Source organism: Aliidiomarina minuta (assembly GCF_003987145.1).
GTDB lineage: Bacteria > Pseudomonadota > Gammaproteobacteria > Enterobacterales > Alteromonadaceae > Aliidiomarina > Aliidiomarina minuta.
This window is the reverse complement of the sequence record NZ_PIPL01000001.1, coordinates 1,056,946-1,080,370: the sequence shown is the minus strand read 5'-3', so window position 1 is coordinate 1,080,370 and position 23,425 is coordinate 1,056,946. Positions and strand designations below refer to the sequence as shown.

The 23,425-nt window shown below is 48.7% G+C and carries 23 protein-coding genes; 13 read left to right on the top strand and 10 right to left on the bottom strand.

What is annotated here, in order from left to right:
• The first annotated feature begins 1 nt into the window (after window position 1).
• Window positions 2-1,591: a glutamate--cysteine ligase gene (gshA, locus tag CWE09_RS05170; RefSeq protein ID WP_126802936.1), complete on the top strand. Its 1,590-nt coding sequence runs from the start codon at window positions 2-4 to the stop codon at window positions 1,589-1,591.
• 39 nt (window positions 1,592-1,630) lie between these two features.
• The gene (locus CWE09_RS05165) at window positions 1,631-2,317 is read left to right on the top strand and encodes a transglycosylase SLT domain-containing protein (protein WP_241974301.1); all 687 of its coding nucleotides are present in this window, start codon (window positions 1,631-1,633) and stop codon (window positions 2,315-2,317) included.
• A 38-nt stretch (window positions 2,318-2,355) separates the two neighbouring features.
• Here the strand turns inward: CWE09_RS05165 and CWE09_RS05160 are convergent, their stop codons facing one another.
• The 3 genes from CWE09_RS05160 to CWE09_RS05150 all read right to left on the bottom strand — a co-directional run bounded on the left by CWE09_RS05160 (window position 2,356) and on the right by CWE09_RS05150 (window position 6,236).
• Complete coding sequence (locus CWE09_RS05160; RefSeq protein ID WP_126802935.1) at window positions 2,356-4,011, bottom strand: serine hydrolase domain-containing protein; 1,656 nt, start codon at window positions 4,009-4,011, stop codon at window positions 2,356-2,358.
• A gap of 67 nt (window positions 4,012-4,078) precedes the next feature.
• On the bottom strand, window positions 4,079-5,365 hold the full coding sequence (locus CWE09_RS05155) for an HlyC/CorC family transporter (RefSeq protein WP_126802934.1): 1,287 nt from the start codon (window positions 5,363-5,365) through the stop codon (window positions 4,079-4,081).
• A gap of 76 nt (window positions 5,366-5,441) precedes the next feature.
• Window positions 5,442-6,236, bottom strand: a complete 795-nt coding sequence (locus CWE09_RS05150; RefSeq protein ID WP_157982815.1) for a cytochrome C assembly family protein — start codon at window positions 6,234-6,236, stop codon at window positions 5,442-5,444.
• A gap of 121 nt (window positions 6,237-6,357) precedes the next feature.
• Here CWE09_RS05150 and ffh point away from each other — a divergent pair, with 121 nt between their 5' ends.
• From ffh to tyrA, 7 genes are all read left to right on the top strand, one after another.
• Window positions 6,358-7,725 carry a signal recognition particle protein gene (gene ffh, locus CWE09_RS05145; RefSeq protein ID WP_126802932.1) on the top strand — a complete coding sequence of 456 codons (1,368 nt, stop codon included), beginning with the start codon at window positions 6,358-6,360 and terminating at the stop codon, window positions 7,723-7,725.
• Between the two features lie 819 nt (window positions 7,726-8,544).
• Window positions 8,545-8,796: a 30S ribosomal protein S16 gene (gene rpsP, locus CWE09_RS05140; protein ID WP_126802931.1), complete on the top strand. Its 252-nt coding sequence runs from the start codon at window positions 8,545-8,547 to the stop codon at window positions 8,794-8,796.
• Window positions 8,797-8,826: 30 nt separating this feature from the next.
• Window positions 8,827-9,354, top strand: coding sequence for a ribosome maturation factor RimM (gene rimM / locus CWE09_RS05135; RefSeq protein WP_126802930.1), 528 nt, complete (start codon window positions 8,827-8,829; stop codon window positions 9,352-9,354).
• Window positions 9,355-10,134, top strand: a complete 780-nt coding sequence (gene trmD, locus CWE09_RS05130; protein WP_126802929.1) for a tRNA (guanosine(37)-N1)-methyltransferase TrmD — start codon at window positions 9,355-9,357, stop codon at window positions 10,132-10,134.
• A gap of 14 nt (window positions 10,135-10,148) precedes the next feature.
• Window positions 10,149-10,517 (top strand): 50S ribosomal protein L19, encoded by a 369-nt coding sequence (gene rplS / locus CWE09_RS05125; RefSeq protein ID WP_126802928.1) that lies wholly within the window; start codon window positions 10,149-10,151, stop codon window positions 10,515-10,517.
• 98 nt (window positions 10,518-10,615) lie between these two features.
• Entirely contained in the window at window positions 10,616-11,236 is a 621-nt protein-coding gene (locus tag CWE09_RS05120) for a DNA-J related domain-containing protein (protein ID WP_126802927.1), read from the top strand.
• A 24-nt stretch (window positions 11,237-11,260) separates the two neighbouring features.
• Window positions 11,261-12,403, top strand: coding sequence for a bifunctional chorismate mutase/prephenate dehydrogenase (tyrA, locus tag CWE09_RS05115; protein WP_126802926.1), 1,143 nt, complete (start codon window positions 11,261-11,263; stop codon window positions 12,401-12,403).
• Window position 12,404: 1 nt separating this feature from the next.
• Here tyrA and CWE09_RS05110 read toward each other — a convergent pair whose 3' ends face one another.
• The 3 genes from CWE09_RS05110 to CWE09_RS05100 all read right to left on the bottom strand — a co-directional run bounded on the left by CWE09_RS05110 (window position 12,405) and on the right by CWE09_RS05100 (window position 13,978).
• The gene (locus tag CWE09_RS05110) at window positions 12,405-12,770 is read right to left on the bottom strand and encodes a response regulator (protein ID WP_126802925.1); all 366 of its coding nucleotides are present in this window, start codon (window positions 12,768-12,770) and stop codon (window positions 12,405-12,407) included.
• A gap of 71 nt (window positions 12,771-12,841) precedes the next feature.
• Complete coding sequence (locus tag CWE09_RS05105) at window positions 12,842-13,495, bottom strand: cytochrome b/b6 domain-containing protein (RefSeq protein ID WP_126802924.1); 654 nt, start codon at window positions 13,493-13,495, stop codon at window positions 12,842-12,844.
• On the bottom strand, window positions 13,496-13,978 hold the full coding sequence (locus CWE09_RS05100; protein ID WP_126802923.1) for a c-type cytochrome: 483 nt from the start codon (window positions 13,976-13,978) through the stop codon (window positions 13,496-13,498).
• A gap of 213 nt (window positions 13,979-14,191) precedes the next feature.
• Here CWE09_RS05100 and CWE09_RS05095 point away from each other — a divergent pair, with 213 nt between their 5' ends.
• On the top strand, window positions 14,192-17,284 hold the full coding sequence (locus CWE09_RS05095; RefSeq protein ID WP_126802922.1) for an amidohydrolase family protein: 3,093 nt from the start codon (window positions 14,192-14,194) through the stop codon (window positions 17,282-17,284).
• Window positions 17,284-18,561, top strand: a complete 1,278-nt coding sequence (locus CWE09_RS05090; protein ID WP_126802921.1) for an amidohydrolase family protein — start codon at window positions 17,284-17,286, stop codon at window positions 18,559-18,561. Before CWE09_RS05095 ends, CWE09_RS05090 begins: the two co-directional genes overlap by 1 nt.
• Before the next feature lie 70 nt (window positions 18,562-18,631).
• Here the strand turns inward: CWE09_RS05090 and CWE09_RS05085 are convergent, their stop codons facing one another.
• Entirely contained in the window at window positions 18,632-19,438 is an 807-nt protein-coding gene (locus CWE09_RS05085) for a response regulator (RefSeq protein WP_126802920.1), read from the bottom strand.
• Between the two features lie 150 nt (window positions 19,439-19,588).
• Here CWE09_RS05085 and CWE09_RS05080 point away from each other — a divergent pair, with 150 nt between their 5' ends.
• Window positions 19,589-19,894: an STAS domain-containing protein gene (locus tag CWE09_RS05080; protein WP_126802919.1), complete on the top strand. Its 306-nt coding sequence runs from the start codon at window positions 19,589-19,591 to the stop codon at window positions 19,892-19,894.
• Window positions 19,895-19,896: 2 nt separating this feature from the next.
• On the top strand, window positions 19,897-21,549 hold the full coding sequence (locus tag CWE09_RS05075; RefSeq protein WP_126802918.1) for an ATP-binding SpoIIE family protein phosphatase: 1,653 nt from the start codon (window positions 19,897-19,899) through the stop codon (window positions 21,547-21,549).
• Window positions 21,550-21,553: 4 nt separating this feature from the next.
• Here the strand turns inward: CWE09_RS05075 and yciH are convergent, their stop codons facing one another.
• From yciH to CWE09_RS05060, 3 genes are all read right to left on the bottom strand, one after another.
• Window positions 21,554-21,877, bottom strand: coding sequence for a stress response translation initiation inhibitor YciH (gene yciH / locus CWE09_RS05070; RefSeq protein ID WP_126802917.1), 324 nt, complete (start codon window positions 21,875-21,877; stop codon window positions 21,554-21,556).
• Between the two features lie 3 nt (window positions 21,878-21,880).
• Entirely contained in the window at window positions 21,881-22,645 is a 765-nt protein-coding gene (locus CWE09_RS05065) for a hypothetical protein (protein ID WP_126802916.1), read from the bottom strand.
• 68 nt (window positions 22,646-22,713) lie between these two features.
• Complete coding sequence (locus CWE09_RS05060; protein WP_126802915.1) at window positions 22,714-23,400, bottom strand: sensor histidine kinase; 687 nt, start codon at window positions 23,398-23,400, stop codon at window positions 22,714-22,716.
• Window positions 23,401-23,425: the final 25 nt, after the last annotated feature.

The window sequence follows — 23,425 nt, the reverse complement described above, 5'->3', positions numbered from 1 at the left end:
CATGAACTTATCTGCGCGACTTGACGCGTTTAGGCATCCCTCGACCCAGAAAAAACTTGCTGGCATTTGCCGCGGGATAGAGCGTGAAGCCCTGCGCATAACGCCTGCAGGCCAGCTTGCCCTGACCTCACATCCTGAAAGTCTGGGTTCAACTCTGACTCATCCTCTGATAACTACTGATTACGCAGAATCGCTGATGGAGTTCATTACACCCGTTGCGCGTTCCGTGCGTGATACGTTAAATCAGCTACGGGATCTGCATCGCTATACATACAGGCACATTGGCGACGAACTATTATGGCCACTCAGTATGCCCTGTTATGTGAACGAGCCGGAAGATATCCATATTGCGGACTTTGGCAGCTCCCATGTAGGTACGATGAAAAGCGTCTACCGGCGTGGACTTACGCATCGCTACGGTGCAGTGATGCAGACGATTGCCGGGGTGCATTATAACTTTTCGGTACCCGAAGAAGCCTGGGCTGTGCTGGCTGAAAAAGAAGGTATGCGTGATTGCGTTGAATATCGTTCGCAACGCTATTTTGACCTTATTCGGAACTTTAAAAAGATAGCCTGGGTTATTCCTTATTTCTTTGGTGCTTCCCCAGTGGTGTGCAGCTCTTTTGTGCGCCACAGCCCGGGCGATCTGGATTTGCAGGAGTTTGGTGGCGGCATGTTGTTTAAACCCTTTGCCACCGCATTGCGTATGAGCGACCTGGGCTATACCAACAAGGAGCAGGCTGAATTAGGTATTACCTATAATTCACTGCAAGGCTACATTGATGGCCTGCGACGTGCAGTGTCTACGCCTTCAGAGCGCTTTGCCAAAATTGGTGTCCGTGATGGCGATGAGTTCCGCCAGCTGAATAGTAATATCCTGCAAATTGAAAATGAGTTTTACTCGCCGATACGTCCAAAACGTACCGCTGAGTCCGGCGAGACACCGACTCAGGCACTGGAGCGTGGTGGAGTCGAATATATTGAAGTGCGTGCACTGGATGTCAATCCGTTTACGCCGGTCGGTATTACGGCTGAGCAAATGTATTTTCTCGACTTATTGCTATTGCACTGTTTGTTCTCTGACAGCCCAACTTTGGACTGGGAGCAACAGCAGGAAGCTGAGAAGAATCTGAACCTGGTCGTATTACGAGGACGTGAGCCACGTCTCAGACTGCATCAGGGTGAGCGTGAAGTGACTTTGAAAGAGAAACTTAAAGATTTGTTCAAGGAGCTGGATCAGGTCGCGGAAGTACTGGACAATGCCTATCACGCTGACGCCTATAGCTGTGTACTGGATAGTCTTCGGGGGATTATAGAAAACCCTGAGAAAAGTATTTCTGGTCAGCTAATTCGTGCTATGCGTGAAGCTCAGCAGCATGGTCGGGGGTTTGCAATGCGCCTGGCGAGCAGTTATCGCGAACAACTTATCAGTGAAGATCTGGATTTTTATACAGAACAGGAACTTGATGAGGTGGCTTCGCGTTCATTGGTCGAGCAACGGGATATTGAAAATCAGCAGCAGGGAAGTTTTGCTGATTACCTGGCCGCTTATTTTGTCGCTGCTGAAGAGAAAAAAAAACGCGCCTGTTAAAGGCGCGTGAAGTGGATGTAGTCCAGGGGAAGACCAATCATGTTTAAATCGCTTACTTACTCAGAGACGAGTAGTGAAAGAAAGTTCCATGGAAGTGGAAAAAAGCAAAAAAAAGCTTTAATAGTCGCTACAGCCCTTGCTGCAACGCTTTTCCTCAGTGCCTGTAGTACTTCGCCGCCCAAGAATCCAGAAAATATTTGTAATATTTTTGAGGAGCGTCGCGACTGGTGGCGTTCTGCTAAGGCAATGAATGATGAATGGGGCGTTCCTATTCATGTGCCTATGGCCATGATGTACCAGGAAAGCTCATTCCGCTCCAGGGCATTGCCTCCTCGCCGTTATGTGTTGCGTTTTATTCCCTGGGGTCGGGTGTCGGATGCTTATGGGTTTGCGCAGGCCAAAACCATGACCTGGGATGACTATATCCGGGAAACCGGTAACCGTCGGGCGCGTCGTGACAATTTTGGCGATGCGATTGATTTTATGGGTTGGTTTATTACTAAAAGCCAGCAAATTAACGGGGTGTCTAAGTGGGATGCCTACGCTCAGTATCTGAACTACCATGAAGGCTGGGGTGGTTATCAACGCCGAACTTATTTGCAGAAACAATGGCTGGTGCAGGTTTCACGTACGGTTGATCAACGTTCCGGAACTTATGCTCAACAACTGCGCGGCTGTGAGGATAAGCTTAATCGGGGCTGGTTCCGCCGCTTGTTCTTTGGTTAAGTTAAAGAGGGCCGCTTAATTGAAGCGGCCCTCTTCAGTTATAAACGTGAAGCCGGAATACGCTGGCCAGCCTGGTGCAGAACCAGACCGGATGCAGGCTGATCTGCTTCCAGTTCAAATCTGAGTTCAATGCCATGTTCATCGTTATATAGAACATCTTCAGCTTCAGCATACAACGGGAAAGCCGGTTGCCCAGTCGCCTGGCCAGTTATCTGTCCATTGCTTGTAGCTATGCTTATGATGAAACCTGGCTGTATTTCGTAGTCACCCATCAGCCGCTCCATCTGCTCTGGGTCCAGTTCTATGCGTAAGCGTGTTTCCACGCTGTCACTGACTTTTTCTGCGTATTCAGGTTCGGCTTCCCCTAGCTGATAGAAGTTCACCCCGGTCACCTTACCCTCCTGGTTACTCAGTGTTTCGAAATAGACCAGGCTGTTTTGCAATACAAACTGATTCTCATCCACGGCCTCTACCGGCACTGAGCGGCCTCCTTCACGGTGGCTGATAAGCTGGCCATCCTGCAAGTGCAGGGTTCGCTTAGTACCGGATTCTATCTCATAGGTGCCTGTTACTTTGTTGAGTTGCTCAGCGCTTAACTGAACAACCTCCTTCTCAATGGGGAATGGCTGGTCCAGTGCTATAGCCGCCAGTCGGAAAGCAGTTTTCTGAGTGTCTGGCTGATACAGAAAATAGTTACTGAGTACAACGACCGAGAGCTGTTGCTCTGGCAACCACAGGGCAAATGACGAAAAGCCATTCACGCCCCCGCTATGCAGAACAGCCGGTTGTCCTCGCAGACTACCCGTCACCAGTCCATATCCGTAGCTTCCGGATATATCGTCTTCACGGGTCATTAACTGTAACCATTCAGAATCAATAATGTGGCCCTGATGCAAGGCGCGTTGCCAGCGATCGACATCCAATGCCGTGGCCGACAAGGCCCCGGCAGCATGGGGCTGCGTCATACTGATCCAGGGAGTGTTTACCGGACCTTCCTGGTAGTCATAACCGGACACCCGGCCAGGTACTATGTCTGCTGCCGGATAGAAACGGGTGTGTTCTATTCCCGCCGGTTGCAGTAGATCTTCTGCAATATACTCATACCAGGGCTTGTCACTGAGCTGTTCAATAATAGCGCCTAATAAGACATAACCTGAGTTGTTATAACGCATGTCTTCGCCGGGAGCGAAGTCGGCTTCTTCAGCCATAATTACTTCAATAAGCTGTTCTGTAGTGAGGTCACGACGCATGCGCTCATCTGTCCAGTATCCGGGTATATTGGTATAACTCTTAATGCCGGAAGTGTGGTTTAGTAACTGATGAACCGTGATGTCGGGCAATTCAATATCAGGCAGCAGCTCCGCTACTGTGTCGTCTAGTGTTAAGTGGCCCTGTTGGGCCAGTTGCAGGATAGCAGCCGCGGTATATTGCTTGGTAAGCGATGCAAGAAGAAGAATATGCTCTTTCGTAAGTGGTACATCCAGCTCTATGTCGGCCATGCCCCTGGCCGCAGAATAGACTACCTGGTTGTCACGCGAAATAACCACCACGGCACCGGGTTGATCGGCAGCATAAGTCTGTTGTAGTAAGTTTTCAAACTGAGACTGCTGGCGATCCTCAGCTGGTGTGCTTGCACAACCTGCAGTGATACTGAATAAAATGCTGAAACTAAGGGTGATGGATAGTTTTCTCATAAGGCTTCCCTGTTATTTTTGCAGGCCGACTGAGTCGGCTTATCAATAACTGCCAGAACCGAGAGAACTAGTTTACTATTTTTCGTTTACGTTTAGCTGGCAGTACCCGAACTGATTTGATCATATTATTATCGACGTCGGTTACTTCTATGCGATAAGGGCCGACGGTCAGGCACATTGGGTATTCAGGAATGTCACCAAAGGCTTCAACGATAAGACCATTAATAGTTTTAGGTCCATCCGTAGGAAAATTCCAGTGCAGATCTTTATTCAGTTCACGCAGATTACTGGTGCCGTCTATCAGGTAACTGCCGTCAGCCTGGATGCTAACGTGGTCACTGGTGGTTCCCGTCATGCTAGTGGTGAAATCACCGACAATTTCTTCCAGAATATCCTCTAAAGTAACCAGCCCCTGAATGTCGCCATATTCATCAACAACCAGGCCAATACGTTCTTTATTGCGCTGAAACTTAACCAGTTGCACGTTCAGCGGGGTACCTTCCGGGATAAAGTAGATGTCCCGGGCGGCGCGTACCAGTGACGCTTTATCGGGTTCGGCCTGATAGCGGGTTACCAGGCGCATCATGTCGCGGGCATGCAAAAAACCGATGGCGTCGTCTATCTGACTGCGAAACAGCAGCACCCGGGTGTGCTGCATATTCATCAGTTGTTTCATCAACTGATGCCAGTCTTCGTTGATGTCGATAGCCACAATTTCATTACGTGGAATCATGATGTCGTCTACAGTGACTTTTTCCAGATCCAATACACTGACCAGCATATCCTGATGTCGTGTGGGGATCAGTGGACCTGCTTCATTTACGATGGTACGCAACTCTTCAGCACTTAAAGAATCCCGTTCATTATTAGTCGGATTCACGCCAAATAAACGCATCATATTGTTGGTAATAAAGTTGATGGCAATGACTATTGGCAAAAGTATTTTCAGCAGGGGGGTTAATATAAAGGAACTGGGCATGGCCACGCGTTCAGGATGCAGCGCTGCAATAGTTTTTGGTGTGACTTCCGCAAATATCAGGATAATAAGCGTCAGCACTACTGTTGCTATCGCTATACCGTAATCGCCAAAAAGGCGCAGACCGATAATAGTCGCGATCGCAGAAGCAGCAATATTGACCAGATTATTGCCAATCAGGATAAGACCGATAAGACGATCCGGACGATCCAGTAGCTTGCTGACCCGCTTAGCTCCGCGGTCGCCGCTTTGCGCAAGGTGGCGCAGTTTATAACGGTTCACCGATAACATACCGGTTTCGGTACCAGAGAAATAAGCCGATATTAAAATCAGTACGGCTAATACAATGAATAGCGTACTCGTAGCTATGTCGTCCAAGAGGGGTTCCTATATAGTTGCAGAAGATTCTACTGTAGGGTGATTCGTGACTATGTCAAGCCTGAGTGCCCCAGGCTTAACTTAGAATAATGTCGCGCACGAAACGGCTACCGTAGTAAGCCAGGATCAGAATAAAGCTGGCAATCAGAGTGAATATAATAATGGGCTTACCACGCACACCACGCCAGTAATGCACAATCAGTATGCAATTAAAAGTTAACCAGGCGGCAATGCTGAGCACTGTCTTGTGTAACTGACCAGGCGCAAACATATTCTCCAGAAAAAGGAAGCCCGACATAATAGCGAGGGTGAGGATAGCGGTACCAATAGTTAACAGACGGAAAAAATAAGATTCCACCGTCATTAACGGAGGCAAGCGCTCACTCAGGGCATGGGCTCGCTTGTTTTTAAGCAGGCGGTTGAGATAATAAAGCTGTAATGAATAAAGGGCAGCTAAAGCCAATACACTGAAAGCAACCAGCGACAGGCCAACATGGATGGTTACGCCGGGGCGCGTCGTTAATGCCTGACCCGCTTGCAGTGGTGTAATAGCAGCAATGACCAGACTAACCAGGGCAAAAGTAAAAATAACCGGGCGCAGGAGTTGACTTTCACGGCTGCTGCCACGACTTACATTAAAGATAACCAGAAGCGCACTGATGATGGAGAGGGTCGCGGCCATATTGAACTGTCGAAAACCAGTTTCACTCAGAATAAGCGCGATAACCAGAATATGGGCGGCGAGTGCCGCGGTGCTGGTGGCCCAGATACGGCGCTGGCCCCAGCGTGCGGAGCTGGTAAAACTCTGTCCCATGAATAACACCGCCAGGCCGTAGCCGAGAATGCTAATAGTAAGCAGTATGGTGATCATGATGTGCTTGTAACCTGTCCATTGATAAGCATGAGATATTTGACTGAGTATACTGTGCAACATCGCCAAACCCAACCATCTTAAGGTATAATACCGCAAACTTTTCCCACAGGAAGGCTATATGTTCGAGAATTTAAGTGAACGTCTGTCGCAAAGCCTGCGTAACATCGGTGGTCGTGGCCGCCTGACTGAAGACAATATTAAAGACACCCTGCGTGAAGTGCGTATGGCGCTGCTGGAAGCCGACGTTGCTTTGCCCGTGGTTAAAGACTTTATTAAGGCTGTGAAAGAAAGGGCCATCGGCGCGGAGGTGAATAAAAACCTTAACCCCGGTCAGGTCTTTATTAAGATTGTACAGTCCGAGCTGGAAGCGGCGATGGGCGAGGGCAATGTGCCCCTTAACCTGGCGACCCAGCCTCCTGCAGTGATCATGATGGCGGGTTTGCAGGGTGCGGGTAAAACTACCAGCGTGGGCAAACTTGCCCGTTACCTGAAAGAAAAACAGAAAAAGAAAGTGATGGTAGTGAGTGCCGATGTCTATCGTCCGGCGGCCATTAAACAGCTGGAAACTCTGGCTGCTGAGGTGGATGTTATCTTCTTCCCCTCCACTATAGAGCAGGATCCGGTGGATATCGCAGAAGCTGCTATTGCTCATGCGCGTAAGCAGTTCATTGACGTAGTGTTGGTGGATACCGCAGGTCGCTTGGCTATCGACGAAGATATGATGGCCGAAATTGGTCGTTTGCAAAAAGCCATCAATCCGATTGAAACGCTTTTTGTAGTCGACGCTATGACCGGTCAGGATGCGGCTAATACCGCAAAAGCTTTCAACGAAGCTCTGCCACTTACCGGCGTTATTCTGACTAAGACAGACGGTGACGCCCGTGGCGGTGCAGCTTTGTCGATTCGCCATATTACTGGCAAACCTATTAAATTCCTCGGTATTGGTGAGAAAAACGACGCTCTTGAACCTTTCCATCCGGATCGTGTGGCTTCACGTATTCTGGGCATGGGCGATGTGTTGTCGCTGATTGAGGAAGTGGAATCTAAGGTTGATAAAAAACAGGCTGAGAAAGTCGCTAAAAAAGTGATGAAAAGCGGTAAATTCAGCCTCGAAGACTTCCGTGATCAGCTGCAACAGATGAAGAGCATGGGCGGTATGATGGGCATGCTGGATAAGATGCCGGGCATGGGCGCGATGTCGGGCCAGATGAAAGGCCAGCTGGACGACAAGATGACGGGCCGTATGGAAGCTATTATTAATTCCATGACCCCGCAGGAACGCAAACATCCGGATATTATTAAAGGTTCACGTAAACGCCGCATTGCACAGGGGTCGGGTACTCAGGTGCAGGACGTGAACAAAATGCTGAAGCAGTTTACCCAGATGCAGAAGATGATGAAGAAAATGAAAGGCGGCGGTATGCAGAAAATGATGCGCCAGATGGGTGGCAAAATGCCCCCGGGAATGATGCCTCCAGGGCGGTAATGTCCTTCCCGTCGGGGGCTGTGTAACATCGATGAAAATGAATTTTGCACATTACATCGTGCACGCGAATCGCTACCACGGCAGGTGGAACCTGCCCTACGGTTACATTTGCCTGATTTTGGTAGGGCAGGCTCGGCCTGCCGTGGACACCATGGGCAACCTCGATGATATTCGTTTTACCTTGTATCCGCCCTGTTTAACCTGGATGAAAATGGGTTTTTGCACGTTACATGGTGCACGCGGGTTGTTACCACGGCAGGTGGAACCTGCCCTACGGTTACGTTCGCCTGATTTTGGTAGGGCAGGCTCGGCCTGCCGTGGACACCATGGGGCACCTCGATGATATTCGTTTTACCTTGTATCCGCCCTGTCTAACCTGGATGAAAATGGGTTTTTGCACGTTACATGGTGCACGCGGGTTGTTACCACGGCAGGTGGAACCTGCCCTACGGTTACATTTGCCTGATTTTGGTAGGGCAGGCCGCGCCTGCTGTGATAGCTAAATGACGTGTGCAGGTGTTTTAAGCATCATGTGTTGAGGTGGTTGGCGCAAGGCGTGAGGTGACTGAAGGTATTGGTGTTGCCAGGTGTCGAGCGCATGGATGCGCGAGTTAAGCCCCCATGGAAGGGTTCACGGCGTCCTGGCAAGGCCAAACCTATTGGCACCGGAAGCCGGACCATAAACCCGCCCGGCATCTGAATTAGAACGGGGTTTTAGTTGCATTTGGCGGGAAAATCCGTACAATTGGCGCGCTTCCTGACTTTAGTCGGGAGGCTTTTTTTAACCTTAGAAACATTCATTAATATGTAGAGGACGGTATGGTAACCATTCGTTTACAACGTGGTGGCGCTAAAAAGCGTCCATTCTACCAAATGGTTGTAACCGACAGCCGCAACGCCCGTGATGGTCGTTTTATCGAGAATGTCGGTTTTTTCAACCCGGTAGCACGTGGTCAGGAAGAAAAGTTACGCGTTGATTTAGGACGTGTTGAGCACTGGCTTGGCCAGGGCGCTCAATTGTCAGAGCGTGTGAATAAATTAGTAAAAGACGCACAGAAAACTGCTGCGTAATTTACCTTAGCTTTAAGTTCTGGAGTAGCTATGAGCGATAACGCACCTGTCATTTTAGGCTCTATTGGCGCTGTATATGGCATTAAAGGGTGGGTCAAGATCATTAGTTTTACAGACCAGGACGAAGGTATTTTCGAATACCGCCCGTGGTTAACTGGCCGTAATGGTCAGTGGCAGGAGACCGAAGTCGCGCAATGGCGCTGGCATAATAAAGGTCTGATTGCTAAATTCGCGCAAATTGACGATCGCGACGCTGCTCAGCAGTTAGTCGGGAAGGATATTGCGGTTGCGGCGGAGAAATTGCCGCAATTACCGGATGATGAGTTTTACTGGCGTGACCTGGTTGGATTGAATGTGGTAAACACAGAAAATTACGACATGGGTAAAGTAAGCCAGATGTTGCCGACTGTTTCCAACGATGTACTGGTGGTGACAGCCAATAGCAACGACGCCTTTGGTAAGCGTGAGCGTTTGATTCCTTTTATTCAGTCGCAATATATTGTGAACGTGGATAGAGACAACAAACGTATCACCGTTGACTGGCCTGCGGACTTTTAAATGGCGCAGGCATTACAGGTTGGGGTGGTAAGTTTATTCCCTGACATGTTTCAGGCAATTACTGAATACGGCGTGACCCGCCGTGCGGTGGAGCAACAATTGTTGCAGCTTCATACCTGGAATCCTCGTGATTTCACGCATGATAAGCACCGAACGGTTGATGACCGGCCTTATGGCGGTGGTCCGGGCATGCTGATGATGGTAGAGCCATTGCGCGCGGCTATCGCGGCAGCAAAAGAGGGAGTGGGGGATAATCCCAGGGTAATTTATCTGTCACCGCAAGGTAAGAAGCTTGACCAGCAAGGCGTTCAGTATCTGAGCCAGTTTTCATCACTGGTATTAGTAGCCGGGCGTTATGAAGGCATTGATGAACGCGTCATTGAGGCGGACATTGATGAAGAATGGTCAATTGGCGACTTTGTATTAAGTGGCGGTGAGTTACCAGCGATGGTGATGATAGACGCATTGGCCCGACAGGTGCCAGGCGTTCTCGGACATCAGGATTCGGCCGCAGAAGATTCTTTTGTAGCGGGTTTATTGGATTGTCCACATTACACGCGTCCTGAAACTCTTGATGGTAAGAAGGTGCCTTCAGTGTTACTGAGTGGCAACCACGATAAAATTCGACAATGGCGTTTGCAGCAGGCTCTAGGCAGAACCTGGTTGCGACGACCGGAACTTTTAACCGACCTAGCTCTGACTGACGAGCAGCAACGTTTACTGGATGAGTTTAAAGCAAACTACCAGTTAAATGATGGCGAAATGGACAGTGAAACCTAGGAAGAGAGATTAAAATGGCAAAAGTAAGTCAAAATATTATCAAGCAGCTTGAAGAAGAGCAGCTGAAAACAAATTTACCGGAGTTTGCTCCGGGTGATACCGTTGTGGTGAATGTTAAGGTTAAAGAAGGAACCCGCGAGCGTTTGCAGGCCTTTGAAGGCGTTGTCATTCGTAAGCGTAACCGTGGTCTGCACAGTGCTTTCACGGTTCGTAAAGTATCTAATGGTGAAGGCGTAGAGCGTACGTTCCAGACGCACAGCCCATTGGTTGACAGCTTATTAGTTAAGCGTCGTGGTGCGGTTCGTCGTGCTAAGCTTTACTATCTGCGTGAGCGTTCAGGTAAGTCTGCACGTATCAAAGAGAAGTTAACGCCAAGAAAATAAGCGTTGCTTCCGGCAGTATTAAGCCCGCCCTTATCGGCGGGCTTTTTTGTGTTTAAAAAAAGCTCCGCTGCGGCGGAGCTTTTTGTTATGGTGTGCTGATGCAACGAATGAAACAGGCTATCAGTGACATTCTGCTGGCGCAGGTTGAGCCGATGAGTGAGTTTGAACTGATACGGATACTACAGAATGAGCCCTATGAATTACTGAGTGAGCGGGCTTTGCGCGGAAGCCTGAGCCTTTTTCAAACCCACTTCCTGGTTTTTCATTGTCTTTATTTATTGCGTGATCAATGGCGTGAAGAGGGTCTTTGCGAGCTGCGCATAGAACCGCTGGCGATAGCCTGCGAAAAGCAGGGGGCTAATAACAGCGCAGAAACGGGCCGTACTCTGAGCAACCGGGACCCTTTGCGAGACTATTATCTGGACCTGACTCACTTAGAAAGCACCACCACCGCTAAAGTAGATGCTTTGCTGAATGGGTTCTGGCGTGAACTGGATATGTCGGGGCAGGCAGTGACAGCAGACGAACGCAGCCAGGCTATGATGATTATGCAACTGGAAACCATGCCCGAGACCCAGAGTCAGTTAAAGCGCCAGTTTCGTCAGCAGGTACACGTGAAACATCCGGATAAAGGCGGTAGTGCAGAAGCTATGCAGTCATTGCAACAGGCGTATCAGATTTTGACGCAGGCGTTAGAGCATGGTATTTCAGGTAATTAAATAAGAGAAGAGATTAAAATTGCGATGAGCGCTTCTGACCATAACGAGAAACTGACGAGTCTGCGAGCCCAGATAGATGCTGTAGACAGTGATTTGGTGACATTGCTGGCGCGGCGCCTGAAATTGACGACCACGGTTGGCGATATAAAAAGTAAATTGGGGCAGCCACTTTATGTGCCAAGTCGAGAGCGTGACTTAATTGCAGCGCGCCGCCAGCAGGCGGAACAGCAGGACGTTGCTCCAGATCTGGTCGAAGACGTGTTGCGGCGCATTATGCGCGAATCTTATCTGAGTCAGAAAGCTCGTGGGTTTAAACAATCAGGCCCGGCGGATAGAGATATTGTGGTTGTTGGTGGCCGTGGTCAGTTAGGTCAACTTTTTGTGCAATGGTTTGAGCTGTCAGGTTATCAGGTCATTATTATTGATAAAGATAACCAGCAAGAGTTAGCAACGGCAGTGACGAATGCATCACTGGTACTGATTAGTGTGCCCATCGCAAAAACCGCCGAAGTTATAGCTGATTTACCCCGCTTGCCGGATGACTGCATTCTGGCTGATTTGACCTCAATCAAAGCAGCGCCGCTGCAATCGATGCTGGATGCTCACCATGGGCCTGTGCTGGGCCTGCATCCGATGTTTGGACCCGGAGTGCCAAGCTTTGCCAAGCAACTTATTGTGGCCACCCCAGGGCGGCAAAAGGAGCAGGCAGCATGGTTATTGCAACAGCTGCAAACCTGGGGCGCTCATATCGAATGGCTATTAGCGGAAGAGCATGATGAAAGTATGACCCTGATTCAGGTCATGCGCCACATTACGACTTTCGCTTATGGTGTGCATTTGATGCAGGAAGATGCCAGCCTGGAGCAATTGGTAAAATTAAGCTCACCTATTTACCGTCTTGAGCTGATGATGGTAGGCCGTTTGTTTGCGCAGTCACCACATCTTTATGCGGATATTATTTTAGCCAGCCCTAATAACTTTAAAGTTATTAGGCGTTACTTAGAGCGTTTTGGTACTTTATTGGATCGCCTGGAAGCCGAAGGCCGGGATGCTTTTATCGAGGACTTTAGTCAGGTCGCAGATTGGTTTGGTGACTACGCGGATAGTTTTTTGCAGGAGTCTAAGGGGCTACTACAACGCGCGGACGATGCCCGCGCGCAGCGTTAAGTTAAAGGCTCAGATGTTCACGTAACAGGCTGTCCAAAGCGTCCGGTGAAACCGGTTTATGCAAGGTAGCATCCATGCCGGCAGTGCGGCAGGCATTTAGTTCCGATACGCTTTGGTGACCCGTTAGCGCGATGATAGGCAAATCCTCAAATTGGCTAAGCTGACGTAACTGACGGCAGGCATCGGCTCCGGTCAGGTTCGGCATGTCATAGTCCAGGATAATAAGGTCGGGGTCTTCCTGGGTGGCCAGTTGTATCGCCTGCTCACCATCTTCTGCGGTAATGATGGTCAGAGGGTAGGAACTGAGCATGGCTTTTAAAACTTCCAGACTGATATTGTCATCGTCTGCAATAAGCACGGTATGCATATATGAATATTACTCTTGTTTACTGCAAATAGAAATTCAGCCTAGCATAAAGCGTGTAGCAGGTACATGCGCTAACCCAGCCACCAGAACACCCAAATCAGATTGAAGGCCAGCAAAGCGAAGCCCCAGCCGCCATGGCGAATAGTGGGTACTTGCTGTTGTTCTTTAGTTTCAACTTCTTTATTACCTGTAATCATGGGGGTTAGCAGATCTTTCTTACGTGCCAGGTACCAGAATATAGCCACGATATGTATACCACTTGCAATTAGTATCCAGTCAAAATTATTGCGGTGCAGGCGAGTTAAACTGCGTGCGGTATCACTGTCCACCCAATGCGCTAAGGGGCCGCGAAAGAAAATATCATCGTCAGTAAATAAGCCAGTTAATGCCTGAATAAGCAACAACGCCAGCAGCACTAAGATCATATAACCACCGGCCGGGTTGTGCCCCAGAGGCTCTTTAGCCTGGCCTTTGACTTCCTGTCTGAGGTGCTTAAAAGCTGCTATTGGTGAGCGAACAAAGTGACTAAAACGGGCGTTTTGACTGCCTAAAATGCCCCACATGATGCGGGTAATCAGTAGCGCGAGCATAAGTAAGCCTAGCCGTACATGCCAGTCAAGATAGTCAAGATCCCCGCCGGTCATCCATAAACCGGCAAGGACCAGCACCAGAATCCAGTGAAAGCCACGGATAAAACTATCCCATAGACGAACCACAGTATTCATTTAGTCGGCCCGATAGTTCTCATGGCATTGCTGGCAGTTGCGTGCTGCGCTCATGAATAACGGCCGGATGTCGCCCATATCATGGCTGGCTGCTGCTTCTGCAAGCGCTTTCGCGTCTGCTTGCAGTTGTTCACTGCGTTCTTTGAAGTCATCCCAGTTTTCCCACACAGCTGGCAGGGCATCGCCATTTCCGCTGTGTTGGTAACCTGCATTGATAAAACCGTCCCAGGGCACATAACTTAAATGATAGAGAGCCTGGGCGCGCTCTTCAAATAGTTCACCATCATAATCACGATCGCCGCGCACCATGCTGGCCATAAAAGCAAAATTCTCGCGGATTAACTGTAGTGCCTGCTGACGGTATTCAACGGCTTTATCACCATCGGTAAACGCTGTTGCAAAAGAGGTTGAGCTGGCGACGGCGCCGACAGATAGCACGGCAGCAGTGACTAGACTGAGGTACTTGTTGCTTGTTTTTGGCATTGTTTTTTCCTCATTTATTGTAGTAGTCGTTTGTATACTACTGAACAGCTTAGCAAAGATTGAGAAATTAAATCAGTTCATCGAACTTAACATGCGACTCAGCTTGAGTGAACATGTTAATACTTGTGTAAACTTTACGACCACGTTTAAATGCGATAAGTGTTTTTTTAACAATTCCAAACGCAAGTATAATAATCATTAAGGGGAAATCACATGAAGGTGAGATGGCGTTTAGCGAGTACGGCACTCGCCGCGCTGGGGACTTTGTCGGTAACCGCAGCTGCGGACCAGACAACTCCAGTGCGTGGGCTGCATGATAACAGCCCCAGTCTGGTGGCACTGCAAAATGCAACCATAGTTACAGAACCGGGCCAGCAGTTAACTAATGCAACTCTGGTTATGGAAAACGGTAAAATCACCGCTGTTAATCGTAATAACCGGGCTCCGGAAGGGGCACGGGTTATTGATGCTACCGGTTATACGCTTTATCCCGGATTTATTGACCCTTATTCGAATTATGGCGTGCCAGGGCCAAAAGAACGTGAGCGTTGGGATCGTAGTCAACGTCCTGAGTACAACAATAAGCGCGAAGGTGGCAATGCTTCCAATGATGCCATTCACGCTCAGGTGCGTTGGGTAGAACATCTGGCTAATCAGCAGGACAAAGCCAAGGACTATGTAGAACAGGGTTTTACCAGTGTGCAGACAGCGCGTATGGATGGTATTTTTCAGGGCCAGGCAAGCACCGTATCCTTAGCTGACCGCATTCCAAATAACCTGGTTTATCGTGAAACCTCACGCCAGTTTGCTTCCTTTGATAAAGGTAGCTCCATGCAGCAATATCCCAATTCATTGATGGGCAGTATTGCGCTGATTCGCCAGACTTTGTCTGATGCAGCCTGGTATAAAGATGCTTCGGGTTTGCAGACATTACATGGTGAAGCCATCGAATATAATGCTGCTTTGCAGGCACTGACTCATCTTGATCAGCAGGGAGTGATTTTTCAGGCTCAGGATGAACTTGATATTACTCGTATAGCTCAGGTTTTTGGTGAGTTTGAAATTCCGGTTACTTATGTAGGTTCAGGTTTCGAATATGCCCGTGCAGGCGATATAGCAGCCGCCGGAGGTGATTTGATTCTGCCTCTTAATTTCCCGGCAGCGCCTGAAGTGTCAGAACAACATGCCGAACTGGATGTTTCTATTGCCGACCTTCGTCACTGGGAACGTGCCCCTGGCAACCCTGCTGCGCTGGCTCAGGCTGGGATCGACTTTGCCTTTACTCTGAATGGTATGGAGAGCAATGACGATTTCTGGTCAAACATACGCAAGGCCATTGATCACGGACTGGAACCGGAACGGGCATTGGCTGCTTTAACGACAACAGCGGCGAGAATTGCTGGGGTAGAAGATAAAGCGGGTAAAATTGCGACGGGTTACCAGGCTGACATTGTCGTCAGTCGGGGCGACATTTTTAGCGATGGTGAAATTGTTTCGGTATGGCTGCAAGGCCAGGAAACCTCGTTAAAACCAATGCATCCCACCGAATTTCAGGGTACTTATGCATTGCAGCTGGATAACCAGAGTTACGAGCTTAAAATAGATCGCGCCGGCCAGTTGCGCGGTACGCTAAGTCGTGATGATGAAGAAGTCGAGTTGCGTCATCTGAGTAGTGATGAGCATTCCATTAGTTTCATCGCTAATATGACGGCTTTCGGTCAACCGGGTATTTTCCGTTTTAAACTCTCGCAAAGCGCACGACAGCAGTTCAGTGGTACAGCAGCTGATCCCATGGGACGTGAAGTGGCGGTGACAGCGCAGCGTGAAGAGGCCGAAGAACAGGTGAGCGAAAGCCGCCAGGCCGGTTCAGTAGCTTATACGGGTGAATTGACCTTTCCTAACATAGGTATGGGTGTGAAAGCGCCACCAGAGCAGCAAAACCTGCATATTCAGAATGCGACGGTATGGACGGCTGACGATCAGGGTGTGCTTGAAAATGCCGATATCATTGTGCGTAACGGTGTTATTCATCGCATCGGTGAAGGCCTGTCTACGCCACGTGGTTACCAGGTAATTGATGCTGAAGGCATGCATGTGACGCCGGGCATTGTTGATGAACACTCGCATATCGCGATTTCTCGTGGTGTGAATGAAGGTACTGAAGCCATTACCTCGGAAACTCATATTGGCGATGTAGTGAATCCGGATGATGTGCATATCTATCGCTCGCTGGCTGGTGGCGCAACCGTTGCTCACTTACTGCATGGTTCTGCTAATCCAGTAGGTGGACGAGGCCAGGCCATCAAGTTGCGCTGGGGCGAAAATGCAGAGGCACTGAAGTTTGCGGAAACCCCGCCCACTATTAAAATGGCGCTGGGTGAAAACGTCAAACAGAGTAACTGGGGAATCGATAATAATCGTTACCCGCAAACCCGTATGGGGGTTACCGCGCTGATTCATGACTTCTTCCGCAGTGCTAAAGAGTATGAACAGGCTCGTCGTGATTACGATAACCTGAGTCGTGCGGAGCGTCGCCGTACAGCTGCGCCGCGTCGTGATTATCGCCTGGAAGCCCTGCTTGAGATTATGAATGGCGAGCGCCATGTGCATGCGCATTCATACATCGCGTCGGAAGTATTGGCATTGATGGAAGTGGCTGACGACCTGGATTTTAATATCCACACGTTCACACATATTCTTGAAGGGTATAAAGTCGCTGATGAAATGGCAGCTCATGGTGCCAACGCGTCCAGTTTTGCGGATTGGTGGGCATTTAAGATCGAAGCCTTTGATGCCATTCCGCATAATATGTGTGTGATGATGGATAAAGGCATACTGACCAGTATTAATTCGGACAGTAATGACCTGCAGCGACGGATGAATATTGAAGCGGCTAAATCTGTTCGTTATTGCGGTATGAGCGAAGAGGATGCGCTTAAAATGATTACGCTGTATCCGGCCCAGCAACTTGAGATAGATGAGTATGTGGGCAGTATTACCACGGGTAAGCATGCAGATCTGGTGTTCTGGAATGCACATCCTCTGTCAGCTTATGCACAGGTGCAACAGACCTGGATAGAAGGCAGTAAATATTTCGACCGGGAACAGGATCTGGAACGTCGTCAGTTGGTGCAAACCGAGCATCAGGCTTTGATCCAGAAAGTACTGAGTGAGGGCGATGATGCGCAGCGTGGCGCAAGTAATGGCTATAAGTCAGAGCAGCCAAGCTGGCACTGTGACAGTAATCATGACGTCTGGCTGGATGTCTTTTCAGCGTCTCACCATCAGCATGGAGGACATCACTAATGAAAACATTACCTATTCTGGCAACTTTGTTGCTGGCAACCCCCGCCGCCGCTCATAACCTGACTCCAGGTAGTGAGCAGGCTGAAGCCGTATTGTTGCAGGGCGGCACTTTGAATACGGTGACTCAGGGACGTCTGGAAGATACTGACCTGCTATTTAAAGACGGCAAAATTGAAGCTATGGGCGCTAACCTGGAGGTCCCTGAAGGGGCTCGGGTGATTGATATTTCAGGCCATCAGGTGTATCCGGGGCTAATCGCTTTGGACACCACCTTAGGTTTAGTGGAGATGTCAGCAGTGCGTGCAACGGTAGATACTACAGAAGTAGGTAGTGTGACACCGGAGGTCAGCGCTCATCATGCTTTTAATGCAGACTCCGAGATTATTCCGACTATCCGCTACAACGGCATTACCCACGCTCAGGCAGTGCCTCAGGGTAACCTGGTGCGTGGTAATTCAAGCCTGATGAAACTGGATAGCTGGAACTATCGTGACGGTCTGGAACAGGCTGATGTAGGTATGCATGTAAGCTGGCCTCGTGTAGGTCTGAATACTTCGCCCTGGGAACGCCGTTCACCAGAAGAACAGCGTCGTGCCAATGCGCAACAACTGGAAGAGCTGAAAGAGGCGTTTACTACGGCTCGTGCCTATTACAATGCCCGTGAAGCCGGTCGGCAACCAAAGCAGGATGTACGTTGGGAAGGCATGGCTGGATTGTTTGATGGTAGCAAAAAACTCTTTGTTCACGCTGATGATCGACGTCAGATGACACAGGCGATAGACTTCGCGAAAGAACAGGGTATGCCACTGACTTTAGTTGGCGCCCGGGATGCCTGGATGATCGCTGAGCAACTGGCAGCAGAAGAGGTGTCAGTTATTTTTGGTGACCCTTACGGTATACCTGCACGCACTGACGACGCTTACGATACGGCCTTTACTACACCGAAAAAACTGGCTGAAGCTGGCGTCGACTTTGCGATTGCTTATCCAGGTTTTTGGGACACCCGGAACCTGGCTTTTGCCGCCGGTCATGCGGTAGCTTTTGGTCTGGATTATGATCAGGCTCTGTATGCTATTACGATGGCTCCGGCCAGAATGATGGGCGCTGAAGATAAACTGGGGTCGCTGGAAGTTGGCAAACAGGCAAGCCTGGTGGTATCAGCTGGCGATATTCTGGATCCTTTAGGGCAGTCTATTGAGTTTATGTTCATTGACGGTCGTTTGGTTGATTTAAGTAATCGGCAGCGTCAGTTATATGAAAAATATAAGCAGCGTTAAGTAACGGCGTTAATTGAAAAAGCCCGTCAGTTTATTAACTGACGGGCTTTTTTTTCGTGGAGATTGCTTATCAGATGCTATCGTCAAGCAGTCGTGCCAGTAGGTTACGTAAGGTTTCAGGTTCAAAAGGTTTGTCGGTCAGCGCGTTTACACCGCTTTGCTCGATTTGTTCCAACTGCAGTTCGTCGGCACGGGCTGATACCATAAGGATAGGTACATGTTCCTGACCTGGCTGCATACGCACAGTTTCTGCAAACTCCTGCCCATTCATAACCGGCATGTGGTAATCGGTGACAATGAGGTCAAATTGCTGGCTTTCTAAGTGCTGAATAGCATCAGTTCCATTTTCGGCTTCACTGATATTTTCTACGCCCAGACTACGTAAGACGCGAGCCAGATAATGGCGTGAGGTCATGCTGTCGTCGACAAGTAGCACACGCAGATCTTCGGCATCGAAATTGTTCAGTTGCAGTACTGTGGGTTCCATTAGATCAACGGTGGCGTTCAGTGCGCGTTGTAAGTGTTCGATCGTGAAAGGTTTGGGCAGAATCGCAATGATACCAGCCTGTTTGAATTGCTCCAGCTGGCTTTTTTTATGCTCACTGGAAACCAGCATGAAAGGCGTTGCTTGCAATTGAGGCTGCTCGTGCATAAAGTGCAGCAATTGGTCAGCATCGCCGTCAGCAAAGTACATGGCGCTGACGACTAAATCAGGATTCAGATAAGCCAGTTTTTGCTTGCCCTCCTGAATGCTGGCAGCAGTGTCAACCTGGCTTACGCCCGCATCAGCGAGATGCCGGCTAATCACTTTACGTTGTACCTCAGAAGGTTCGATGAGTAGAATGGATAACTGGCTGGCTTTTAAATTTGCCGACATGCAGGGTCTTCCTAACGGAAAAAGTGAGTCTAAGAGTAAAAAATAAGGATAGCTTTGACAAGCTTTATCAGTAGGAACCACGACCAGAAGTTGTTTGTGCAGGACAACAGGTAATTGAGACGTAATTAAATTGAGAGGCAATCATAGGTAATGACGTTATTTACTGAATATTCTAATGATGGTAAGCAATTTATTATTCGCGTAAAGGGTAAGTTTGATTTTGGCCTGGTGCAACAATTTCGTCAGTCTTACGCGGATATTGCTGATGAACCTATAGCCGTAGTGGTGGATTTTCGGGAAACGGAATATATTGATAGTTGTGCTTTGGGCATGTTGCTCAACATGCGTAAATCCTTAGGGGCAGGTGAACGTCCGCTATACCTGGTAAATTGTCGCCCGGAAATCCGTAACATTCTGGAAATCGCCCGTTTCGACAAACTCTTTCACATCGACTGATCATGCGCATTCTTATTGTTGATGATCAGGCGCCTAATCGTGTTCTGTTAAGCGATATGGTGAGTGGTTTTGGTTTTCAGTGCCTGAGCGTGAGTAGTGCTAAACAGGGCCTGGCGGCTTTTCAACAGTTTCAGCCTGACATTGTACTACTTGACGTATTAATGCCTGAAATGGACGGTATAGAGGCAGCACCGCAGTTTAAACAGGTTGCTGGAGATGTACACCTGCCATTAATTTTCATTACCGCCCTGGATGACCAGCAAACCTTGTTGCGCTGCTTGCAGGCGGGAGGCGATGATTTTGTCAGTAAGCCTTTTGAACCGGTAGTGCTGGAAGCTAAGTTGCTGGCACATAAACGCAGTCGGGAACTTAGTATTACACTGGCAGAGAAGAATAAGGCGCTCGCTTACCACTCATCCAGAGTAGAGCGCGAACATCAGATAGTAGAGCATATTTTCCATAATTCATTGCTTAGTAATCATCTCGATTACCCCCATTTACAGACTTACCTGTCCTCAATGTCGATGTTTAATGGTGACTTATTGCTGGCCTCTCCTGGTCCGCTGGGCAATATGTACTTTTTACTGGGTGACTTTACCGGGCATGGTCTGTCAGCGGCTATTGGTGCACTGCCTACTGCTGAAACATTTTTTAGTATGAGTCGGGATGGCTCCTCGGTCGGGGAATTGAGTCGCGAGATCAATAAACGCCTGCATCAGTTATTGCCTTCAGATATGTTCCTGGCCGCGATTATTCTGGAAATTTCAGCTTCAGGAACCCGCTTGAGCTATTGGAATGGCGGTATGCCTCCTGGCCTTCTGATTACAACTGATAATAAGGTACAGCCCACTTTGCAGCCGCAACATCTGGCACTAGGTATTTTGCAGGATGCTCAGTTTGATAGCGGACTTAGCAGTCTTAGCGTAGAAGAGGGTGACTCGTTGCTGCTTTATAGTGACGGGGTTATTGAGCAATATCAGAGGAAGACTGGCATGTTAGGCGTTGATGGCCTCTGCGAGCTTGTCGGGCAGTCGAATGCCAGTCAACTGTCGCTAAGTCGGGATTTGGTTCCGCTTTTTACCGAGCAGCCGCAACGTGATGATATCTCTCTGGCATTATTGCGCTGTAAGCCAACTGGTATAGCTCCTCAGGCTGATCATAGTTTGCCGTCACCTTTGTCGTTTGAACTCAGACTGAAGCTCGAAGCAGAACATATAAGGCAACAGAACCCGGTTAATCGATTGGTTAGCGATCTCATGCACGTAGAGGGTTTCGCACGTTATAAGACGCAATTTTTTACACTGCTGTCGGAAGCCTACAGTAATGCTCTGGAGCATGGTCTGTTACAACTGGATTCATCCTGGAAAAGTGCGCCGGAAGGTTTTGAATATTACTATCAGGAGTATCAGCGCCGTTTAGGCGAGCTACAGCAAGGTTGCATAGATATTTTTATTAGCTATCAGGCTGAAACTCGCTGTATAAATTTCGAGATAACGGATTCGGGTCAGGGCTTTAATCGTCAGTCGGAGACTAACAACGACCAGACGGACGATAATTTTGGTCGTGGTTTACGTTTAGTCGAGGAGCTTTCGGTAAACCTGCACTGGAAAAATCAGGGCCGGACGGTGGCGTTTACTCTGCCACTCAGAGATTAGAGAGTTAACCGCCCGCCAGTTTGACTGTATAGCCTTCTTTCTCCAGCCAGACCTTGCAGTTATCGCGCTGGTCACCCTGAATTTCAATGCATTCATTTTTCACACTGCCACCGACACCACAGTGTTTTTTTAGTTTCTTAGCGAGTGCTTTCATTTCATCGGGTAACAAGGGTAGCCCGGTAATCAGAGTCACACCCTTGCCTTTACGGCCTTTAGTTTCCCGTTGAATGCGTACTACGCCATCGCTTGCTGCTCTTTTGGGTTGTGCTTCAGGAGTCTCCACACGACCCTTATCTGTGCTGTAAACCAGACGGTTATCTTCAGACATGGGTTACCATTTTTTCTTGGGTTGAAATAATTCGTCTAACTCATCGACATCTTTAGCACGCTCGGCGGCGTCTCGTGAGTTCTCCTCGCGCAGAGAGGTTGTAATCTCTTCCAGGCGATTCTGAATTTTTTGCTTGTTCTCTGTAATGTAATCGTTGCTGTAGTCCTGATCTTTTAAGGTGGTCAGGGCTTTCTCGTAATACTGGCGTGCCGAACCGGTTTTATTCGATTTAAAGGCAGTATCTGCGCGTCGCACCAGACTTTCAACATTAATCCGTAACTGAGTAAACTCCAGTCGGCGATCTTCTTCGTGAAAATTCTGAGAGTCGACACGACCGCGGGCATGCTCGCTTTTAAGTACCGCGCGTAGTTTTTTTAATGACTGAATCATAGTGATAATCTGCTTATCACTTTCTGGTAAGACGAAGCTTTCAGTCATCAGACTGTGATCATCGGGTTTCAGGTTTTTCATGTTTTCCTGATAGTCACGTAAACGATCCTGATAACTTTTGTTTTTAGGGGAGGCTTCAACCAGGTTTTGCAAAGCATCGCGGGCACGGGCATGCAATACGTAAATTAAACTTCTACCTACCGGAAATGAAACCGCGTTATTAATCAGAGTCTCAGATTCATCCAGAATATGGCGATAACGCGCAACTTTCTGCCGACGCTCTAATTCCTGACGCTGTTTATGTTGCTGGATGGCATTGACGCCAATGGCGAGCAATACCAGGACAATAATAAGTACAATAATAATGGTAAATGGCATGCGCTTGGCGATCCTTTATCGTTGTTATGTTGCTTATAGCCTGGCCAATGTTAACTGACTTTTGGCTTTTACGGTAGCCGCAGTTCAAAAACGCTGCCACCCTGCGAACTATTTTGTAGCGTTATCTGACCACAGCCCTGTTGTCGCACATGAGCGCTTGCTATGCGGTGCGCAAAATAGAGGCCGAGTCCAGTACGCCCAGAACTTATATCGGCAGTTGCCATCTGATGTTGAGTATTTAGCATAGCTGGCGGATAACCCTCGCCATCGTCGCTGACTCTGAGTAATAACATGCCTGACGATTGCTCTCTGCTTGCTTCAATGGTGACTTTGGAACGGGCATAACGTAACCCGTTAATGACAACGTCCTGTAATAACACAGTAATCAGACTTTTGTCCATGAAGCAGGTAAGCCCGGCTTCCACTGAATGTTGCAGTTCAATATTATGGCGTTTGGCGTAGAATTCATTCTCGGCTATTAACTCTTCAACTAATTCATCGATAAACTGTTCTTCCAGGTTCACTGGCAGTGCATCCTGTTCATTACGATACAGGCTTAGCAGCTGAACCAGGCCAGTATTCAGGCGCTGTGCTTCATACTGAATGTCAGCCAGTGAGCGGGCGGCAGGAGACCCTTCTAAATCCGCAGCCACTTCTTCGATATTTTGCAGCAGAAGCCAGAGCGAGTTTTTCATATCATGTACTGCAGCACCTAATATGGTCGAAAAATCAGCGGCTTGGTTTTTATCTGACATTCAGAACTCCTGAATCTGCTTATAA

Excerpts from the sequence above, each read along its gene's own strand:
- gshA (WP_126802936.1), top strand. The coding sequence starts at position 2 with ATGAACTTATCTGCGCGACTTGACGCGTTTAGGCATCCCTCGACCCAG.
- CWE09_RS05165 (WP_241974301.1), top strand. The coding sequence starts at position 1,631 with ATGTTTAAATCGCTTACTTACTCAGAGACGAGTAGTGAAAGAAAGTTC.
- CWE09_RS05160 (WP_126802935.1), bottom strand. The coding sequence starts at position 4,011 with ATGAGAAAACTATCCATCACCCTTAGTTTCAGCATTTTATTCAGTATC.
- CWE09_RS05150 (WP_157982815.1), bottom strand. The coding sequence starts at position 6,236 with ATGATCACCATACTGCTTACTATTAGCATTCTCGGCTACGGCCTGGCG.
- ffh (WP_126802932.1), top strand. The coding sequence starts at position 6,358 with ATGTTCGAGAATTTAAGTGAACGTCTGTCGCAAAGCCTGCGTAACATC.
- rpsP (WP_126802931.1), top strand. The coding sequence starts at position 8,545 with ATGGTAACCATTCGTTTACAACGTGGTGGCGCTAAAAAGCGTCCATTC.
- rimM (WP_126802930.1), top strand. The coding sequence starts at position 8,827 with ATGAGCGATAACGCACCTGTCATTTTAGGCTCTATTGGCGCTGTATAT.
- trmD (WP_126802929.1), top strand. The coding sequence starts at position 9,355 with ATGGCGCAGGCATTACAGGTTGGGGTGGTAAGTTTATTCCCTGACATG.
- rplS (WP_126802928.1), top strand. The coding sequence starts at position 10,149 with ATGGCAAAAGTAAGTCAAAATATTATCAAGCAGCTTGAAGAAGAGCAG.
- CWE09_RS05120 (WP_126802927.1), top strand. The coding sequence starts at position 10,616 with ATGCAACGAATGAAACAGGCTATCAGTGACATTCTGCTGGCGCAGGTT.
- tyrA (WP_126802926.1), top strand. The coding sequence starts at position 11,261 with ATGAGCGCTTCTGACCATAACGAGAAACTGACGAGTCTGCGAGCCCAG.
- CWE09_RS05110 (WP_126802925.1), bottom strand. The coding sequence starts at position 12,770 with ATGCATACCGTGCTTATTGCAGACGATGACAATATCAGTCTGGAAGTT.
- CWE09_RS05105 (WP_126802924.1), bottom strand. The coding sequence starts at position 13,495 with ATGAATACTGTGGTTCGTCTATGGGATAGTTTTATCCGTGGCTTTCAC.
- CWE09_RS05100 (WP_126802923.1), bottom strand. The coding sequence starts at position 13,978 with ATGCCAAAAACAAGCAACAAGTACCTCAGTCTAGTCACTGCTGCCGTG.
- CWE09_RS05095 (WP_126802922.1), top strand. The coding sequence starts at position 14,192 with ATGAAGGTGAGATGGCGTTTAGCGAGTACGGCACTCGCCGCGCTGGGG.
- CWE09_RS05090 (WP_126802921.1), top strand. The coding sequence starts at position 17,284 with ATGAAAACATTACCTATTCTGGCAACTTTGTTGCTGGCAACCCCCGCC.
- CWE09_RS05085 (WP_126802920.1), bottom strand. The coding sequence starts at position 19,438 with ATGTCGGCAAATTTAAAAGCCAGCCAGTTATCCATTCTACTCATCGAA.
- CWE09_RS05080 (WP_126802919.1), top strand. The coding sequence starts at position 19,589 with ATGACGTTATTTACTGAATATTCTAATGATGGTAAGCAATTTATTATT.
- CWE09_RS05075 (WP_126802918.1), top strand. The coding sequence starts at position 19,897 with ATGCGCATTCTTATTGTTGATGATCAGGCGCCTAATCGTGTTCTGTTA.
- yciH (WP_126802917.1), bottom strand. The coding sequence starts at position 21,877 with ATGTCTGAAGATAACCGTCTGGTTTACAGCACAGATAAGGGTCGTGTG.
- CWE09_RS05065 (WP_126802916.1), bottom strand. The coding sequence starts at position 22,645 with ATGCCATTTACCATTATTATTGTACTTATTATTGTCCTGGTATTGCTC.
- CWE09_RS05060 (WP_126802915.1), bottom strand. The coding sequence starts at position 23,400 with ATGTCAGATAAAAACCAAGCCGCTGATTTTTCGACCATATTAGGTGCT.